The sequence below is a fragment of the Pseudomonas sp. AC239 genome (genome assembly GCF_979258545.1).
Genome location: NZ_OZ409864.1, coordinates 3,766,667 through 3,782,683, shown reverse-complemented (window position 1 = coordinate 3,782,683; position 16,017 = coordinate 3,766,667). Strand labels below are relative to the sequence as shown.

Annotated in this window: 17 protein-coding genes; 6 read left to right on the top strand and 11 right to left on the bottom strand. The window is 59.7% G+C overall.

The window, feature by feature from the left end; all coding sequences use genetic code 11:
• Nucleotides 1–15: 15 nt before the first annotated feature.
• From hda to ACZ0AZ_RS17245, 3 genes are all read right to left on the bottom strand, one after another.
• Nucleotides 16–720: a DnaA regulatory inactivator Hda gene (gene hda, locus ACZ0AZ_RS17255; protein ID WP_007919828.1), complete on the bottom strand. Its 705-nt coding sequence runs from the start codon at nt 718–720 to the stop codon at nt 16–18.
• A 204-nt stretch (nt 721–924) separates the two neighbouring features.
• Complete coding sequence (locus tag ACZ0AZ_RS17250; RefSeq protein WP_039763677.1) at nt 925–1,998, bottom strand: AI-2E family transporter; 1,074 nt, start codon at nt 1,996–1,998, stop codon at nt 925–927.
• A gap of 34 nt (nt 1,999–2,032) precedes the next feature.
• Nucleotides 2,033–3,091, bottom strand: a complete 1,059-nt coding sequence (locus tag ACZ0AZ_RS17245; RefSeq protein WP_129999266.1) for a DUF2066 domain-containing protein — start codon at nt 3,089–3,091, stop codon at nt 2,033–2,035.
• A gap of 373 nt (nt 3,092–3,464) precedes the next feature.
• On the opposite strand from ACZ0AZ_RS17245, the gene purM reads away from it, so the two are divergent.
• Genes purM through ACZ0AZ_RS17230 form a run of 3 tightly spaced genes read left to right on the top strand, consistent with a single transcriptional unit; the run spans nt 3,465 to nt 5,895 of the window.
• Nucleotides 3,465–4,523, top strand: a complete 1,059-nt coding sequence (gene purM, locus ACZ0AZ_RS17240) for a phosphoribosylformylglycinamidine cyclo-ligase (RefSeq protein ID WP_463537780.1) — start codon at nt 3,465–3,467, stop codon at nt 4,521–4,523.
• Nucleotides 4,523–5,173: a phosphoribosylglycinamide formyltransferase gene (purN, locus tag ACZ0AZ_RS17235; protein WP_463537779.1), complete on the top strand. Its 651-nt coding sequence runs from the start codon at nt 4,523–4,525 to the stop codon at nt 5,171–5,173. Before purM ends, purN begins: the two co-directional genes overlap by 1 nt.
• Before the next feature lie 8 nt (nt 5,174–5,181).
• Complete coding sequence (locus ACZ0AZ_RS17230; RefSeq protein ID WP_016773693.1) at nt 5,182–5,895, top strand: DUF3108 domain-containing protein; 714 nt, start codon at nt 5,182–5,184, stop codon at nt 5,893–5,895.
• A gap of 191 nt (nt 5,896–6,086) precedes the next feature.
• On the opposite strand, the gene ACZ0AZ_RS17225 is transcribed toward ACZ0AZ_RS17230, so the two are convergent.
• Nucleotides 6,087–7,712 carry a methyl-accepting chemotaxis protein gene (locus ACZ0AZ_RS17225; protein ID WP_129999269.1) on the bottom strand — a complete coding sequence of 542 codons (1,626 nt, stop codon included), beginning with the start codon at nt 7,710–7,712 and terminating at the stop codon, nt 6,087–6,089.
• Nucleotides 7,713–7,850: 138 nt separating this feature from the next.
• Nucleotides 7,851–8,897: an amidohydrolase family protein gene (locus ACZ0AZ_RS17220; protein ID WP_129999270.1), complete on the bottom strand. Its 1,047-nt coding sequence runs from the start codon at nt 8,895–8,897 to the stop codon at nt 7,851–7,853.
• Nucleotides 8,898–9,026: 129 nt separating this feature from the next.
• Between ACZ0AZ_RS17220 and ACZ0AZ_RS17215 the strand changes: the two genes are divergently transcribed.
• Nucleotides 9,027–9,443: an OsmC family protein gene (locus ACZ0AZ_RS17215; protein ID WP_463548269.1), complete on the top strand. Its 417-nt coding sequence runs from the start codon at nt 9,027–9,029 to the stop codon at nt 9,441–9,443.
• A 61-nt stretch (nt 9,444–9,504) separates the two neighbouring features.
• Nucleotides 9,505–10,377: a pirin family protein gene (locus ACZ0AZ_RS17210; protein WP_463537778.1), complete on the top strand. Its 873-nt coding sequence runs from the start codon at nt 9,505–9,507 to the stop codon at nt 10,375–10,377.
• 86 nt (nt 10,378–10,463) lie between these two features.
• Here ACZ0AZ_RS17210 and ACZ0AZ_RS17205 read toward each other — a convergent pair whose 3' ends face one another.
• From ACZ0AZ_RS17205 to ACZ0AZ_RS17190, 4 genes are all read right to left on the bottom strand, one after another.
• Nucleotides 10,464–11,192 carry a dienelactone hydrolase family protein gene (locus ACZ0AZ_RS17205; RefSeq protein WP_039763667.1) on the bottom strand — a complete coding sequence of 243 codons (729 nt, stop codon included), beginning with the start codon at nt 11,190–11,192 and terminating at the stop codon, nt 10,464–10,466.
• Nucleotides 11,193–11,261: 69 nt separating this feature from the next.
• Complete coding sequence (htpG, locus tag ACZ0AZ_RS17200; protein WP_071171478.1) at nt 11,262–13,166, bottom strand: molecular chaperone HtpG; 1,905 nt, start codon at nt 13,164–13,166, stop codon at nt 11,262–11,264.
• 81 nt (nt 13,167–13,247) lie between these two features.
• Nucleotides 13,248–13,700, bottom strand: coding sequence for a PaaI family thioesterase (locus tag ACZ0AZ_RS17195; RefSeq protein WP_039763665.1), 453 nt, complete (start codon nt 13,698–13,700; stop codon nt 13,248–13,250).
• Complete coding sequence (locus ACZ0AZ_RS17190) at nt 13,697–14,173, bottom strand: PaaI family thioesterase (protein ID WP_056783901.1); 477 nt, start codon at nt 14,171–14,173, stop codon at nt 13,697–13,699. The genes ACZ0AZ_RS17195 and ACZ0AZ_RS17190 overlap by 4 nt, the downstream gene beginning before the upstream one ends.
• 158 nt (nt 14,174–14,331) lie before the next feature.
• Here ACZ0AZ_RS17190 and ACZ0AZ_RS17185 point away from each other — a divergent pair, with 158 nt between their 5' ends.
• Nucleotides 14,332–14,568, top strand: a complete 237-nt coding sequence (locus ACZ0AZ_RS17185) for a hypothetical protein (RefSeq protein ID WP_008082962.1) — start codon at nt 14,332–14,334, stop codon at nt 14,566–14,568.
• A 62-nt stretch (nt 14,569–14,630) separates the two neighbouring features.
• Here ACZ0AZ_RS17185 and ACZ0AZ_RS17180 read toward each other — a convergent pair whose 3' ends face one another.
• Nucleotides 14,631–15,032: an MAPEG family protein gene (locus ACZ0AZ_RS17180; protein WP_310407174.1), complete on the bottom strand. Its 402-nt coding sequence runs from the start codon at nt 15,030–15,032 to the stop codon at nt 14,631–14,633.
• Entirely contained in the window at nt 15,032–15,769 is a 738-nt protein-coding gene (locus ACZ0AZ_RS17175; RefSeq protein WP_129999277.1) for a DUF599 domain-containing protein, read from the bottom strand. The genes ACZ0AZ_RS17180 and ACZ0AZ_RS17175 overlap by 1 nt, the downstream gene beginning before the upstream one ends.
• Nucleotides 15,770–16,017: the final 248 nt, after the last annotated feature.

Genomic DNA, 16,017 nt, shown 5'->3' with positions numbered 1-16,017 from the left:
GGCAAAAGCCCACTACTACCAGCCCAAAGTTTCCTTGAGGAAGGGAATGGTCAGCTTGCGTTGCGCTTGCAGGGATGCCTGATCAAGCTGCTCAAGCAGATCGAACAGCGCGCTCATGCTGCGCGTGCCGCGAGTGAGAATGAAGTGCCCGACTTCATCGGTCAGGTGCAGACCACGACGCGAGGCGCGCAATTGCAGCGCACGCAATTTGTCTTCATCGGAGAGTGGGCGCATCTGGAAGATCAGCGCCAGGGTCAGGCGCGATTTCAGGTCAGCCAGCTTCACTGGTAATTCGCGAGGCGAAGTGGACGCAGCGATGAGCAAGCGCCGACCGCTGTCACGCAGTCGGTTGAACAGATGGAACATCGCCTCTTCCCAGTCAGCCTTGCCGGCAATCACCTGCAAGTCATCCAGGCAAACCAGTTCGTACTGTTCAAGGTTGTCGAGGATTTCCACGCCGCGGTCCATCAACTCGGCCAGCGGCAGATACACCGCCGGTTCACCCATCTGCTCGAAGCGCAGGCACGCCGCCTGCAACAGATGCGTGCGCCCGACGCCGTGCTTGCCCCACAGATAGATCAGGCTCTCCGTCCACCCGGCGTCGGCTTCGCACAGACGCTCGACATAGCCGAGTGCAGCGGCATTGGCGCCTGGGTAGTAGTTGATGAAGGTGGCGTCGTCACGCAGACGCACACCTAGGGGCAGCTGAATCGGTTTCATGCTGACTGAACAGTTCAAAGGAACCGTTAGTGGCCTCTGTGTAAAGTTTGCGAAGTTTATACCCGTGAGGCTGAGCGCACAATGCGACAGACTCCAAGCAAAATCAAAGGTTTGCGTTACCGCAGCGGTTTTGTGACAGATTCTCTGGCGCCCTCGCCCGCACGACATGGGCCAGCCCGGCCAAGCGCCGGGCCGCCCGCGCCGTTACAGCTCGGGTTCGTCGACGCCGCTGTAGATCTCGGAATCCTTGTACAAGTCGTGGACATGCCGCACCAGCACCATGATCACCGCCGCCACCGGCAGCGCCAGCAGCACGCCGGTGAAACCGAACAATTCGCCGCCCGCCAGAATCGCGAAAATCACCGCCACCGGATGCAGACCGATACGATCGCCCACCAGCAACGGCGTCAGCACCATGCCCTCCAGCGCCTGTCCGACCATGAATACCGCGACAATCCCGACCATCGGGTAGAGATCGCCACCAAACTGGAACAACCCGGCGATCAGCGCGGCGCCAATGCCGATGACAAAACCCATGTACGGCACGATCGCCGCAAGCCCGGCAATCAGCCCGATCAACAGCCCCAACTCCAGACCGACGATCATCAGGCCGGCGGCGTAAATCACCCCCAGCGCAACCATCACCAGCAACTGCCCGCGCACGAACGCGCCGAGCACTTCGTGGCACTCGCCCGCCAGCGCAACCACGCGCTCTTCGCGATCACGTGGCAGCAGGCTGCGGATCTTGCCCATCATCACGTCCCAATCGCGCAGCAGGTAAAAGCTCACCACCGGGATCAGCACCAGATTTGCCAGCCAGCCGATCAGTGCCAGGCTCGAGGCCGTCGCCTGACTCAGCACCACGCCAACAATGTCGGTGGTCTGGCCCATGTGCTCGCTGATGGCAGCCTTGACCTTGTCGAACTTCCAGAAGCCGTCCGACAAGCCGAGCTTCGCTTGCGCCCACGGCACAGCGGTGTGCTGCAACCAGTCGAGCATCTGCGGCGCCAACTCGTACAAACGCAGCAACTGCTTGGCGAGCATCGGCACCAGCACCAGCATCAACGCGGTGACGATCAAGGTGAACAGAGCAAACACGGCGATCACCCCCCAGGTTCGCGACAAGCCGAGCCGTTCCAGACGATCCACCAGCGGATCGAACAGATAAGCCAGCAACAACGCGACCAGAAACGGCGTGAGGATCGGGTGCAGCAACCACACAAACGCGCAAAGCAGGACCACCCCACCGAGCCAGAACCAACGCCGCGTATCGGCCATTTACCACTCCTGATGCTTCTATATAAGGAAAGACTTACCAGCGAAACCGCAACGACGGTGCCGCCGCTGCCGGGGTTGGCGCTGCAATCGCAGGCGCGCCCTCGACGGCAGGCTGCGCCGGCGCCACTGGAGCCGGTGCTTCGGCAGGCAGCTCCTGCAACTTCGCCAGCGACAATTGCGCGCGCAACTGATCGGCGCTGCCATTGACCCGGTAGATGATGCGATCACCCTGCACGCTTTGCAGACGCACGCCGAACGGTTCGAGTAACCGCAGCAGCGCCGCATAATGCTCCAGATTCATGCCCTGCACTTCCAGAATCTGCTGACCCGATGCGCCGGGCTTGGCGACAAATCGCGGCGCCAGACGCTCGGCCACTGCCAGCATCACCGCATCGGCAACGGCGGCCTGATCGGCGCCCTGCACGCTGCCGGCCTCTTTCTGATCACCGAGCCACAAGCGCCACTTCGCCTGCCACTGCCCGCCCTCTTCCCGGGCATGCACGGCCAACAGGGCGTCAGCGTTGTAGCGGTCCGAAGCACTGCGCAGGGGCGCGGGGTCAGCGCTTTCCAGCGCCGGCGCGGTGGCCACCAGTTGCTCGCTGAGATCGGCCAGCGGCAAACGCAGGGGCAACCCGCGATGTTGCGCGGCCGTGCGCAAGGTTGCGGCCGCGGCCTGACCGTCGCCGACCAGACTTGCACCTTCGGTTGAATCGTTCAGCCACCAGCTGAGCATCGACGGCCGACTGGCGCCCCACACCGGCAATCCGGCCCGGCGCAAGGCCTGCTCGGTGGTTGCCGGGTCGAAGTCGACTTTCAGCACTTCCGGTGGCCCCGCGTCGAAACCGAACTGACTGATGATTTGCTGCGGATCCTTGCGAATCGGTGCCAGCCCCGGGTTCTGCGCGGCTTTCGGGTCGCCGGTCAGGCGCAGCACCAGGGTATCGAGCGCCGCCTGCGTGGCGCGATCGCGCTCTTCCGGCGCCTGGCCGCTGACCGGCTGACGCACCTGATACAGGCCTTTGAGGTTTTCGGCATGACTCGCCAGGCTGACCAGTGTCAGGCAGCCCACAAATAACAATTTACAAAAACGCATGGAAAATTCCCGTCGACAGGAGCGGCTGGAACACGCCGCGTGAACCGTTTGAGCAAGGCTGTGACCCCCTGCTCTGGCAAAACATTCACACGGTGGCGGTAAGTTTTTGCACAGTCCTAACGATAGACGGTTAATCGCCACACCTTATACAGGCAGTCATATCCTGCGATTGCAAAAAATTTCCGCCGATATGGCCCTGCCCGTCGGTGCGAGGATGGCCGCTGCCCCTCAAGCCTGATAAAATCGCGCGCCTTCGCAGACCGGCAACAGCCGGGCCCCTCGAAACTCGCGTGAGGCGATCGCCCATCGAGTTCGACGTTCCCGCTGAACTCGGTCGTTACCCCCTGAATCCCCTCCCCTAAAGGCCTGGATCATGAGCAAGCAACCCTCCCTGAGCTACAAGGACGCCGGTGTAGACATCGACGCCGGTGAAGCATTGGTCGAACGCATCAAGAGCGTCGCCAAGCGCACTGCGCGCCCGGAAGTCATGGGCGGCCTGGGCGGTTTCGGCGCCCTCTGCGAAATCCCGGCCGGCTACAAGCAGCCAGTGCTGGTCTCGGGTACCGACGGCGTCGGCACCAAGCTGCGTCTGGCGCTGAACCTGAACAAGCACGACAGCATCGGCATCGACCTGGTCGCCATGTGCGTCAACGATCTGGTGGTGTGCGGCGCTGAGCCGCTGTTCTTCCTCGACTACTACGCCACCGGCAAACTGAATGTCGACACCGCTGCCCAAGTGGTTACCGGCATCGGCGCTGGCTGCGAACTGTCGGGTTGCTCGCTGGTTGGCGGCGAAACCGCTGAAATGCCAGGCATGTACGAAGGCGAAGACTACGACCTGGCCGGCTTCTGCGTCGGCGTCGTGGAAAAAGCGGAAATCATCGACGGCTCGAAAGTCGCCACCGGTGACGCCCTGATCGCCCTGCCATCGTCCGGCCCGCACTCCAACGGCTACTCGCTGATCCGCAAGATCATCGAAGTCTCCGGTGCCGACATTGAGAACACCCAGCTCGACGGCAACCCGCTGACCGACCTGCTGATGGCCCCGACCCGCATCTACGTCAAGCCGCTGCTCAAGCTGATCAAGGACACTGGCGCGGTCAAAGCCATGGCCCACATCACCGGTGGCGGCCTGCTCGACAACATCCCGCGCGTGTTGCCAAAAGGCGCTCAGGCGGTGGTTGATGTGGCCAGCTGGACTCGCCCGGCCGTGTTCGACTGGCTGCAAGAGAAAGGCAACGTTGATGAAACCGAGATGCACCGCGTGCTGAACTGCGGCGTCGGCATGGTCATCTGTGTAGCTCAGGAGCACGTTGAAGTGGCCCTGAACACCCTGCGTGACGCTGGCGAGCAGCCTTGGGTCATCGGTCAGATCGCCGTGGCCGCCGAAGGCGCTGCGCAGGTCGAGCTGAAGAACCTCAAGGCCCACTGATGCCAAAGCCCTGTGATGTCGTGGTGCTGTTGTCCGGCACCGGCAGTAACTTGCAGGCTCTGATCGACAGCACGCGGACCGGCGACAGCCCGGTCCGCATCGCTGCGGTGATTTCCAACCGCGCCGACGCCTACGGCCTGCAACGCGCCCGCGACGCGGGTATCGCCACCCGCTCGCTGGATCACAAGACATTCGAGGGCCGCGAGGCCTTCGATGCCGCGCTGATCGAACTGATCGACCAATTCAACCCCCAACTCGTGGTACTGGCCGGCTTCATGCGCATTCTCAGCGCTGATTTCGTGCGCCACTACCAGGGTCGCCTGCTCAACATCCACCCGTCGCTGCTGCCCAAATACAAAGGGTTACACACTCATCAGCGTGCGCTGGAGGCCGGCGATACGGAACATGGCTGCTCCGTGCACTTCGTCACCGAGGAACTCGATGGCGGACCACTGGTCGTACAGGCAGTATTACCGGTAGAGTTGCACGACACGCCGCAGAGTCTGGCGCAACGAGTCCACGCTCAGGAACACCTGATCTACCCGATGGCAGTACGCTGGTTTGCCGAAGGCAGGCTGACACTCGGTGACCAAGGTGCTTTACTCGACGGCCAGCTACTCGCCGCCAGCGGCCACTTGATTCGAAACTAGGAGATATTATGCGTCGCGCCCTGCTCTTCGCTTGCGCTCTGCTCGCCCTGCCCTTCGCGCAGGCAGCGGACCTTCAACCGTTCTCCGCCAGCTACACCGCCGACTGGAAGCAGCTGCCCATGAGCGGCACTGCCGAACGCAGCCTGACCAAAGAAGCCAACGGCGTCTGGAAACTCAGCTTCAAGGCCTCGATGATGATCGCCAGCCTGACCGAAGAAAGCACCCTGAAGCTGGACAAGGACACGCTACTGCCGCAGTCCTACCACTTCGAACGCGGTGGTCTGGGCAAAGCAAAAAAAGCTGATCTGGACTTCGACTGGGCCAACAAGCTGGTCACCGGTACCGACCGTGGCGACGCGGTGAAGATCCCGCTGAACCGTGGCATGGTCGACAAGTCGACCTACCAACTGGCGCTGCAGCATGACGTTGCCGCCGGCAAGAAAAGCATGAGCTATCAGGTGGTTGATGATGGCGAAGTCGATACCTACGACTTCCGCGTGCTGGGTTCGGAAAAGGTCGACACCAAGGCCGGCCAGATCGACGCGATCAAGGTCGAACGCGTGCGCGACCCGACACAAAGCAAGCGCATCACCGTGCTATGGTTCGCCAAGGACTGGGATTACCTGCTGGTGCGCCTGCAACAGGTCGAGACCGACGGCAAGGAGTACAACATCATGCTCCAGGACGGCACGGTCAACGGCAAGACTGTCAAAGGCAGCTGATCGACCGCAACAGCAAAGAGCCCCGCGAATGCGGGGCTTTTTATTGCCCGCAGTTTACGCAAACACAACAATACCCGTGGGAGCGAGCCTGCTCGCGAAGGCGTCTGCTCAGCCAACCTTTTCATTGGCTGACACTGCGCTTTCGCGAGCAGGCTCGCTCCCACAGGTTTTAATTGCAATGGATTGCGCGGTCAGACAGAAAACCGCGCCACCATCCCGTTCAGATCCACCGCCAACTTCGACAACTCCTGACTCGCCGCACTGGTCTGATTGGCCCCCGCCGATGTCTGCATCGCCAGATCGCGAATGTTCATCAGATTGCGATCCACCTCCCGTGCCACCGCCGCCTGCTCTTCCGAGGCACTGGCGATCACCAGGTTGCGCTCGTTGATCAAGGTAAACGCCGAGGCGATTTCCTCCAGGGCCGAGCCTGCGCTCTTCGCCAGCTCGAGGGTCGAGCGCGCCCGTGAGTTGCTCTGCTGCATCGAACTGACCGCTGAATCGGTGCCCTGCTGAATTCCGCCGATCATCTGCTCGATTTCCTGGGTCGACTGCTGGGTGCGATGCGCCAGCGCCCGCACTTCATCTGCCACTACTGCAAAGCCACGCCCGGCATCACCGGCCCGTGCCGCTTCGATCGCGGCGTTGAGGGCGAGCAGATTGGTCTGCTCGGCAATCGAGCGAATCACGTCCAGCACTTTGCTGATGCCATGAACCTTTTGCGCCAGCGCCTCGACCTGCGCTGCGTTGTTGGTGACGTCGCCGGCAAGAAACTCGATCGACGTCACCGTCTGCTGCACCTGCTCACGCCCCTGGCGGGCGATGCGGTCGGACTCACGGGAGGCTTCGGACGTAGCCACGGCATTGTTCGCCACCTCTTCCACCGCTGCTGTCATCTGGTTGACTGCGGTGGCGGCCTGTTCGATTTCCTGGCTCTGCTGATGCAGGCCGCGAGTGGCGTCTTCGGTGACGCTGCTGAGCTCTTCGGCGGCCGAGGCCAACTGAGTCGACGACTCGGAAATGCGCCGGATCGTGTCGCGCAAGTTGTGCTGCATGCTTTTCAGCGCTTGCAGCAGGCGCGCCGGCTCGTCTTTGCCAGCGATATGAATGTCACCGGTCAAATCCCCGCCGGCCACCACCTCGGCCACGCTGAGCGATTGCGACAACGGCACGACGATGCTGCGCGTCAGCAGCAATGCCAGGCCAATGGTGATCAGCGCGGCCATGGCGATCATCACCCCAACCCATACCCGCGATTGGTTGAACACCAAGCGTGCCGCCTCGGTGGCCAGGTTGGCATTGTGTTTATTCATCTCGACCAGATCGCGCAGAGTGACCGCGATCTCGTCGGCCAGCGGGCTCATCTGATCATTAAGAATTGCCGAGGCCTCAGCGACCCGATTTTGTGCCGATAGCTGTAGGACTTGCGCCTGCAACTCCAGGTACTTGTGCTCGGCAACCTTGAAGCGATCGAACAGCGCACGCTCCTCCGGCAAGGCGATCAACACGTCATAGCGCTGCTGCGCCTCGCTCAAGCCACTGCGCAGTTCGCTGAGCTTGGCGACGTTCTGCTCCAGTGCCCTGGGATCACGATTGAGCAACAGGCGCATGGTCAGTGCGCGCAGACGCAGCATGTCCTGACTCATCTCACCGACGGCCATCACGCTTGGCAGCCAGTTGTTGTCGACTTCATCGGACTGTGCGCGCATGTTCGACATTTGCAGCAAGGCGAACGCGCCAAGGGCAAACACCATCAAGGCCAGCAGGCCGAAACCGAAACCGGCGCGCGGGGCAATATTGAGACTACGGATATTCATCACTCTGGCTCCTTCCAAAAGCGCTGCATCAGCCTGCAGCGGGTTGCTTTAGAAGGTATCGGCATTGCCCTGAATTTGCGTAAGACGAAAAGGCGATAGGCAGACGAGCGGCTAGTTCGAACCCATGGCTTTGTCGTTTCAGCGCGAGTCGGCGGGTTTGCTTGTATTGCGCGGCAATATTGCCAGGAAGTTGTCCCTTGCTACCTTTCGCGCAATCGCCTCTGGCAGCGCATCGAGAAATGGTTTGTAGCTGTGCATTTCCTCACCGAGCTTGTTGAATCGTCCTACCACGTCAGAGCCAAGCATGAAGCGCTCGGGGTATTTCTCCACCAGCGCCAGCCATTGCGCGCGCGGCTTGCCCTGCTCGTCCAGCAAGTACGGCGTGAGCATGCTCCACGACAGGTCGATAAACAGATTCGGATAAGCCTCAAGCATGCGCGTCAGGGTTGGCAACAAAAACGGTAATTGCGTTTGATGCCGATGAATCTCGGCGCTGGTGCCAGCGTGCGCCCAGATGAACCGCGTGTGCGGATGATTGCGCAGCGGCTCTTCGACTTCCTTCAGGTACAGCGGATTTTTCTCACGCTTTGAAGTGATGTTGGAATGCAGCATCACCGGCAGATCATTTTCCGCGGCGAGGTGATAGATCTTGGTCATTGCCTCATTATTGGCCCGCGGCGTGTCGCCGGCGGTCAGCGCGGTCAGATCGTCGTGTCGGGTAAACACCTCGCCGATGCCCTGCCACAGACCCGGATACAGCTCGAGCATGCGCTGGATGTGCGCGGCGGAATTCTTGTCATTGGGATTGAAGCCGGACAGGAACGGATGAAAGTACTGGCGTTGCTCTGGCGCGAGTTTTTGCACCGCGTCGGCAATGATCACATCGGTGGCGCTGTACCAATAGGCATCGGCGTCATCGCCGGCGTAATAACGCGGGCGCTTGGGTTCGTCTTCATGCCATTTCTTCGCCACGGGAATGCCGGAAATCATCACGTGCTCAATGGAATTTTCTTTCATGGCCGTGAGCAATTTCTGCATGCCGGCGCTTTCCTGGAAAAAATCCACGTAATGCAGGTGCGCGTCGCTGTAGGTGTATTCGCGGGCGCCGGCGCTGCCAGCGAACAGCAGCAGGCAGGCAAGACTCAGACGAGACAAGGACACAAGTAATCTCCGGCAGATGGGCATAGCCTAGACCGCGTCCGCACCACAAGGGTTCATCCCTGCCGAAAAGCGCAACGCCAACTGCCGGGAATGCTCTATAACTGCAAGGTCTGTTTTGATCGAACGATTTTTCCTGCCGCCTGTGAGGTTTCCATGACTGTCACCGTCAATACTGTCTCTGCCGAAGGTTTTCGTCACACCGTCCAGATCGACGACCACGAATTGTTTGCTGACGTACCGAAAACCGCCGGTGGTGAAGGCACCGCGCCAGAACCACACGACTACTTCGACGCCGCCCTCGGCGCCTGCAAAGCGCTGACCCTGAAGATGTACGCGAAGAAAAAAGACATCCCGCTGACCGGCGTGGGCGTCGAAGTGAAGCGCGACAACAGCCAGGAACAGAAAGGCAAATACGCCCTGCATGTCAGCCTGACGCTCAAAGGCGTGCTGACTGACGCCCAGCGCGAGGAACTGCTGCGTGTGGCCGATCGCTGCCCGATTCACAAATTGATGACCACCAGCGAAGTCAGCATCGAAACTCACGCGCCACAAGGCTTCGATAGCCAATAATCCTCCCGATGCCAGCGGCGGGTTATGCTTCTGGCATCACCCGCTCAGCCTGGAATGCACCATGGACACGCCACTCCTGATCATCCGCCCCCGCGCCGAAGACGTCGAAGGCCAGCCGATTCTGCGCCCGCTGCCGTCAGCCAAATGCCGCAACGTTGGGCCTTTCGTGTTTTTCGACCACATGCTCGAGACGATTTATCTGACCGGTAAAGGCATGGATATCCGACAACATCCGCACATTGGTCTGTCGACGCTTACCTATCTGTTCGAAGGGCAATTGCAGCACAAGGACAGTCTGGGTTCTGATCAAGTGGTCGCTGCCGGCGATGTCAGCTGGATGACCGCTGGCAGCGCCATCGCCCACGTCGAGCGTACGCCTGCGCCGCTGCTCGCCGAGACCTTCACCCTGCACGGCCTGCAAGTCTGGCTGGCCTCCCCCAAAGAACACGAACAGGGCCCGGGGCATTACAGCCATCATCCGGCAGCGACGTTGCCGGTCAGCGATAACCTCGGCGTGCAGATTCGCATGATTGCCGGGTCAGGTTTTTGCCTGGAATCGCCGGTACCGGTGCTTTCTCCGACGCTGTATGCCGAAGTGAAGATGCAGACTGCTACCACCCTGCTGATTCCCACCGAGCATGAAGAACGCGCGGTGTACGTGTTGAGCGGTGATGCGCAGTTGAATGGCGAGGCGATCGAGCCGCATGCGCTGGTGGTATTGCCAGCCGGCGAAGAGATGAGCCTGTTTGCCGAAAGCGATGTGCACGCGGTGGTGTTCGGCGGCGCGGCGCTGGACGGTCCGAGGCGGATCAACTGGAATTTTGTTGCCAGTGATCCGGGGGCGATTGATGAGGCACGGCGCAAATGGGCAGCCAAGGATTGGCCGACGGTGCCGGGGGAAGTCGAGCGGATCGAATTACCGCCAGGCCGTTAAAAACAAAAGATCGCAGCCTTCGGCAGCTCCTACACCGGACTTACGTAGGAGCTGCCGAAGGCTGCGATCTTTTGATCTGAGGGCAATCAGCCCTTGAACACTTCATCCAGCAAATCATGCATCGACTTGAACGCGCGCTTGGCGGTCTTTTCGTCGTACATCATCTTGCCCGGTACGTTGGCGTGCGGATCAGTAAACGAATGCACCGCACCGCCGTAGCTGAGCAACTGCCAGTCGACCTTCGCCGCGTTCATTTCCTCTTCAAACGCCGGCAGTTGCTCCTTCGGCACCAACGGATCGGATGCGCCGTGCAGCACCAGCACCGAGCCCTTGATGTTCTGCGCATCCGCCGGATTCGGCGAATCCAGCGTGCCGTGGAACGACACCGCCGCTTTTACCGGCGCGCCCGTGCGGGCCAGATCCAGCGCACAGCAACCACCGAAGCAGAAACCGAACACCGCCAGTTTCGACGTATCAACCGCCGCTTCGCCCTGGCTCTGCAATTGCTCGAAAGCCACCTGCAGACGCTTGCGCAGCAGCGCGCGATCGTCCTTGAGCGGCATCATTGCTGCCAGCGCCTCGTCTGCATTCTGCGGACGTACGGTCTGGCCATAGACATCCGCGATCAACACTACGTAACCCTCGGCCGCCACCGCTTTGGCGATGTCTTCGGCACCGGCGCTGACGCCCATCCAGTTCGGCGCCATCAGCAAACCCGGGCGCGCGCCCTTATGCTCAGCGTCGAAGGCAAGGCGACCTTCATAGGCCTGGCCGTCAATCTGATAGACCACGGAACGTACAGTGACTTGGCTCATTTCTGACTCCTGATTGAGTAAACACCAGAACGAAAAAACCCGCCGAAGCGGGTTTTTCCTACAACGTGATCAAACCGACAGTTCAACCAGCAGCTTGTTCAGACGGCGCACATATGCGGCCGGATCCTTCAAGCTGTCGCCTGCCGCCAGAGCGGCCTGATCGAAGAGGATGTGCGACAGGTCGCCAAACCGCTCTTCGCTCTGCTCGCCATCGAGTTTCTCGATCAGCGGGTGGCTCGGGTTGAATTCGAAGATCGGCTTCGAATCCGGGACTTTCTGCCCGCTGGCCTCGAGGATCTGGCGCATTTGCAGGCCCAGGTCCTGTTCGCCGATGGCCAGAATGGCCGGCGAATCGGTCAGACGATGCGACACGCGAACTTCAGCGACGGAATCGCCCAGCGCAGTTTTCAGACGCTCGACCAAGCCTTCTTTGGACTTGGCGACTTCTTCCGCAGCTTTCTTGTCCTCTTCCGAGTCCAGGTTGCCCAGATCGAGGTCACCGCGCGCCACGTCGACAAAAGTCTTGCCGTCGAATTCGCTGAGGTAGCTCATCAGCCACTCGTCGATACGATCGGTCAGCAGCAGCACTTCGATGCCTTTCTTGCGGAAGACTTCCAGGTGCGGGCTGTTCTTGACCTGCGCGTAGGTTTCGCCGGTGAGGTAGTAGATCTTGTCCTGACCTTCCTTGGCGCGGGCCAGGTAGTCAGCCAGACCGACAACCTGCTCACCGTCGTCGCCCTGGGTCGATGCGAAACGCAGCAGACCAGCGATTTTCTCCTTGTTGGCGAAGTCTTCTGCCGGGCCTTCTTTCATGACCTGACCGAAGTTTTTCCAGAAGCCTTTGTATTGCTCTGGCTCGTTCTTCGCCAGTTTTTCCAGCATGTCCAGAACGCGCTTGGTCAGCGCGGTTTTCATCGAATCGATGATCGGGTCTTTCTGCAGGATTTCACGCGACACGTTCAGCGACAGGTCGTTGGAATCGACCACGCCTTTGATGAAGCGCAGGTACAGCGGCAGGAACGACTCGGCCTGATCCATGACAAACACACGCTGCACGTACAGCTTAAGGCCTTTCGGCGCTTCACGCTGGTACAGGTCGAACGGCGCGCGGGCCGGCACGTACAGCAGCGAGCTGTACTCAAGCTTGCCTTCAACCTTGTTGTGGCTCCACGACAGCGGATTTTCGAAATCGTGAGCGATGTGTTTGTAGAACTCCTGGTATTCCTCGTCCTTCACCTCAGTGCGCGGACGGGTCCACAGGGCGCTGGCGCGGTTGACGGTTTCCCATTCAACGGCGGGAGCCTCTTCGCCTTCGGCCGGAGTGACTTCCTTCGGCAGTTCGATCGGCAAAGCGATGTGGTCGGAATACTTCTTGATGATGTTGCGCAGACGCCAGCCATCCGCGAATTCGTCTTCACCGGACTTCAGGTGCAGGACGATGCGGGTGCCGCGCTCTGGCTTGTCGATGGTGGCGACTTCGAACTCGCCCTCGCCTTTCGACGACCAGTGCACGCCTTCGCTGGCGGCAGTGCCGGCGCGACGGCTGTAAACGTCAACCTTGTCGGCGACGATGAAGGCCGAATAGAAGCCGACACCGAACTGGCCGATGAGGTGCGAATCTTTCTTCTGATCGCCGGACAGGTTTTTCATGAAGTCGGCGGTGCCAGATTTGGCGATGGTCCCCAGGTGGGTGATCACATCGTCACGGTTCATGCCGATACCGTTGTCTTCGAGGGTGACGGTCTTGGCGTCCTTGTCGAAGCTCACACGGATTTTCAGGTCAGCGCCACCTTCGAGCAACTCAGGCTTGGCCAGGGCTTCGAAGCGCAGCTTGTCGACAGCGTCAGAGGCGTTCGAGATCAATTCGCGAAGGAAAATTTCCTTATTCGAATACAGCGAATGGATCATGAGGTGCAGCAGCTGCTTTACCTCGGTCTGGAAGCCCAGGGTTTCCTTTTGAGTTTCCACACTCATGGTCATCAAACTCCAATCAGATGGCATTGGCCGCGACCCGAATGGTCTGCGGCGGGTTGTCATCTGAGTTGGGGGCGCTGTTCAGGATTTCAAGGGCTCATCAATTTTGAAGTGCGCACGGGCGGTGGCGATCGGTTCGGCCTCGGTACTCTGCCACGCCGTGACCGCAACGTTGGCCACGCGCCGGCCCTGACGGCAGACCTGGCACCTGGCCCAGGTGTCGCGAAACTGCCCGGCGCGCAGGTAATCGAGGGAAAAATCGATGATCTTCGGCACACCCGGCGTGCCGATAAATATCAGCAAATGCAGGGCTGCGGCCAGCTCCATGAAGCCGGCAATCACCCCGCCGTGGATCGCCGGCAATAAAGGGTTACCAATGTTGTCCTTGTTCGCCGGCAGCTTGAACAGCAACTCATCGCCGACTCGCGAGCACTCGATACCGATCAGCCCGGCGTAAGGGATCAATGCCAGCAGCGGCGCGTAATCGCCCTGCGCGTGGGCCTGTTGCAGCTGCTCCCTGATATCGTTGCTCATTGGCTCGCTCCCTTGATCGCGCCCGCGAAACCCTTGCTGCCCTTCAGACCGATGCCCATGCGCATGAATGTGCCGACGACGTGGGCAATCGGTTGCTCGGGATCGTCCTGGTAGGCAAAACCCCGGGCAAAAATCACGTCGGTGGTAACGCGGTAGCACTGGGCGAAGCCATACACCGCTTTGTGCGGTTCGGCGGCGTGCATGTAGTCGATGCGCAGATCAAGAGTCGGGCAGACTTCGAACTCTGGCAGCACGCACAGGGTCGACATACCGCAAGCGGTGTCCATCAGCGAAGTGATGGCGCCGCCATGGATGACGCCGGTTTCGGGATTGCCGACGATTTTTTCGCTGTACGGCAGGATCACCGTCAGCCCTTCGCTGGACGCACTGTGCACTTGCAGACCCAAGACCTGACAGTGGCGCAATGCCGATAAAAAGCGCGTCGCGCGCTCAAAGACGGGGTTTTCGGCCATGTGATAATTACTCGCGTTTGGGCCTTGTGCCAGTAGTGAGAAAAGCGGCAAAAGTTCCGTGATAAAACAAACTTATATATCTGAAACAATTGAGGAACTTAACCCGTAGCGCCGAGTTCTTAAGGCCAGTAGTTATTTTCCATAAGGAGATACACCCCATGCGTAAGACTTTAGCTATTGCCTTGATGTTGACCGCTTCCCTCGGTCTCGCTGCCTGCGATAAAAAATCCGAGGACAAAGCTCAAGATGCCAACCAACATGCTGAGCAAGCTCAGCAAGACATGAACAAAGCTCAGGATAAAGTGAACGACGCAGCAAAAGAAAACGCTGAAGCTGCCAAAGCTCAGGCTGAATCGAACGCCGCTGCTCAAGACGAAGCCGCCAAAAAGCAATAAGCTTTCTGGTGTGAAAAGAAAACCCGCCAAGTGCGGGTTTTCTTTTGCCTGCGATTTACCGTTTAGAGCAACACGGTTCTAAAAGTCGGACTAATCATCAGTAACAACGAACACACAAATCCAACTAGCCACATCAGGCTACGCAACTTCGGCAGGTCGGCCAGATAGAACCACAGGTAGCAGATCCGCGAGATCACAAAGATGATCGCCAGCGCATCGATCAGCCAACCCGCGGTTTGCGTGGTGTGCGCCATCAGCACACCGACGGCGAACAGGATGAACGCTTCGATGCTGTTCTGATGGGCCGCCAGCGCCCTGGCGCCGAAGCCGGTCAACTGCGCCTGTTGCTGCCGGGGCAAGTGATTGTCATAACCGCCCTGCTCTTTCATGGCCCTGGCCACCGGCATGCGCGCCACGTAGATCAATAAAGCACTGATAAACACACACCAGAACGGAATACTCATCAAACAGCCTCTTTGTTTGCCTCAGGGACGGGCGCCTCTGTAGGGGTATAGACCATGACATCGAGAACGTCGGAATGAAACTCGCGGCGGTACAAAACCACCACGACACCGGCGCTCATGATCATGAACAGCCATGGGCTGACGAACCACGCCAACATGCTCATGCCGAAGTAATAAGAACGCAGGCCGAAGTTGAACTGGTTGGCCGCCATCGAAATCACCCGCGCCGCCCGTGAAGCGAAGGCCTTGCGTTCCTGCTCGGTCACTTGGCGCTCGCCGATCATCGGCGCTGAACCGACCAGAATCGCCGCGAAGTTGTATTGGCGCATGCACCAGCTGAAAGTGAAGAACGCATAGACGAACACCATTGCCAGGCACAGCAACTTGATCTCCGACATGCCTTGCGACGCCTGCTGCACCATCGGAATATCCGCCAACAACGACACGGCTCGGTCGGACGCACCGAGCACGGTGAGAATACCGGCAAGGATGATCAGCGTGCTGGACGCGAAAAACGAGGCGTTGCGCTCCAGATTGCCGATCACGCTGGCGTCGGCAATGCGGTTGTCACGCAGCAGCATGCGGCGCATCCAGTCTTCGCGGTACAGGTGCAACACGCTGGCCAGACACGCTGTGTCGCGAGCCTTCCAGGTGGCATAACGGGTGTAACCGCCCCAGCAGACGACAAACCAGACGGCGGCGAGCAAGTGGATCAGATTGGCTTGGATGAACGACATGCAATTCCTTGTGAGATGTAGACGCTGTACACCTGTAGGAGTGAGCCTGCTCGCGATAGCGGTTTTTCATTCAATAGTGACGTGACCGACAAACCGCTATCGCGAGCAGGCTCACTCCTACATAAAAGCTAAGCAACCCTTCGACGTTAGCTCAGCAAAAAAGACACTGCCTCACGCGCATAAAAAATGCCCCGTATCGATTGATACGGGGCATTTCTGTTTAACCGGGCCCGACCCACTTGTGGCGG

What these genes read in the sequence shown, in the direction of transcription:
- ACZ0AZ_RS17225 (WP_129999269.1), bottom strand. Translation starts at nt 7,712, where the DNA reads ATGAATATCCGTAGTCTCAATATTGCCCCGCGCGCCGGTTTCGGTTTC.
- ACZ0AZ_RS17210 (WP_463537778.1), top strand. Translation starts at nt 9,505, where the DNA reads ATGGACACGCCACTCCTGATCATCCGCCCCCGCGCCGAAGACGTCGAA.
- purM (WP_463537780.1), top strand. Translation starts at nt 3,465, where the DNA reads ATGAGCAAGCAACCCTCCCTGAGCTACAAGGACGCCGGTGTAGACATC.
- ACZ0AZ_RS17220 (WP_129999270.1), bottom strand. Translation starts at nt 8,897, where the DNA reads ATGCCCATCTGCCGGAGATTACTTGTGTCCTTGTCTCGTCTGAGTCTT.
- ACZ0AZ_RS17230 (WP_016773693.1), top strand. Translation starts at nt 5,182, where the DNA reads ATGCGTCGCGCCCTGCTCTTCGCTTGCGCTCTGCTCGCCCTGCCCTTC.
- ACZ0AZ_RS17205 (WP_039763667.1), bottom strand. Translation starts at nt 11,192, where the DNA reads ATGAGCCAAGTCACTGTACGTTCCGTGGTCTATCAGATTGACGGCCAG.
- ACZ0AZ_RS17250 (WP_039763677.1), bottom strand. Translation starts at nt 1,998, where the DNA reads ATGGCCGATACGCGGCGTTGGTTCTGGCTCGGTGGGGTGGTCCTGCTT.
- ACZ0AZ_RS17180 (WP_310407174.1), bottom strand. Translation starts at nt 15,032, where the DNA reads ATGAGTATTCCGTTCTGGTGTGTGTTTATCAGTGCTTTATTGATCTAC.
- ACZ0AZ_RS17190 (WP_056783901.1), bottom strand. Translation starts at nt 14,173, where the DNA reads ATGGCCGAAAACCCCGTCTTTGAGCGCGCGACGCGCTTTTTATCGGCA.
- ACZ0AZ_RS17195 (WP_039763665.1), bottom strand. Translation starts at nt 13,700, where the DNA reads ATGAGCAACGATATCAGGGAGCAGCTGCAACAGGCCCACGCGCAGGGC.
- purN (WP_463537779.1), top strand. Translation starts at nt 4,523, where the DNA reads ATGCCAAAGCCCTGTGATGTCGTGGTGCTGTTGTCCGGCACCGGCAGT.
- ACZ0AZ_RS17185 (WP_008082962.1), top strand. Translation starts at nt 14,332, where the DNA reads ATGCGTAAGACTTTAGCTATTGCCTTGATGTTGACCGCTTCCCTCGGT.
- hda (WP_007919828.1), bottom strand. Translation starts at nt 720, where the DNA reads ATGAAACCGATTCAGCTGCCCCTAGGTGTGCGTCTGCGTGACGACGCC.
- ACZ0AZ_RS17215 (WP_463548269.1), top strand. Translation starts at nt 9,027, where the DNA reads ATGACTGTCACCGTCAATACTGTCTCTGCCGAAGGTTTTCGTCACACC.
- htpG (WP_071171478.1), bottom strand. Translation starts at nt 13,166, where the DNA reads ATGAGTGTGGAAACTCAAAAGGAAACCCTGGGCTTCCAGACCGAGGTA.
- ACZ0AZ_RS17245 (WP_129999266.1), bottom strand. Translation starts at nt 3,091, where the DNA reads ATGCGTTTTTGTAAATTGTTATTTGTGGGCTGCCTGACACTGGTCAGC.
- ACZ0AZ_RS17175 (WP_129999277.1), bottom strand. Translation starts at nt 15,769, where the DNA reads ATGTCGTTCATCCAAGCCAATCTGATCCACTTGCTCGCCGCCGTCTGG.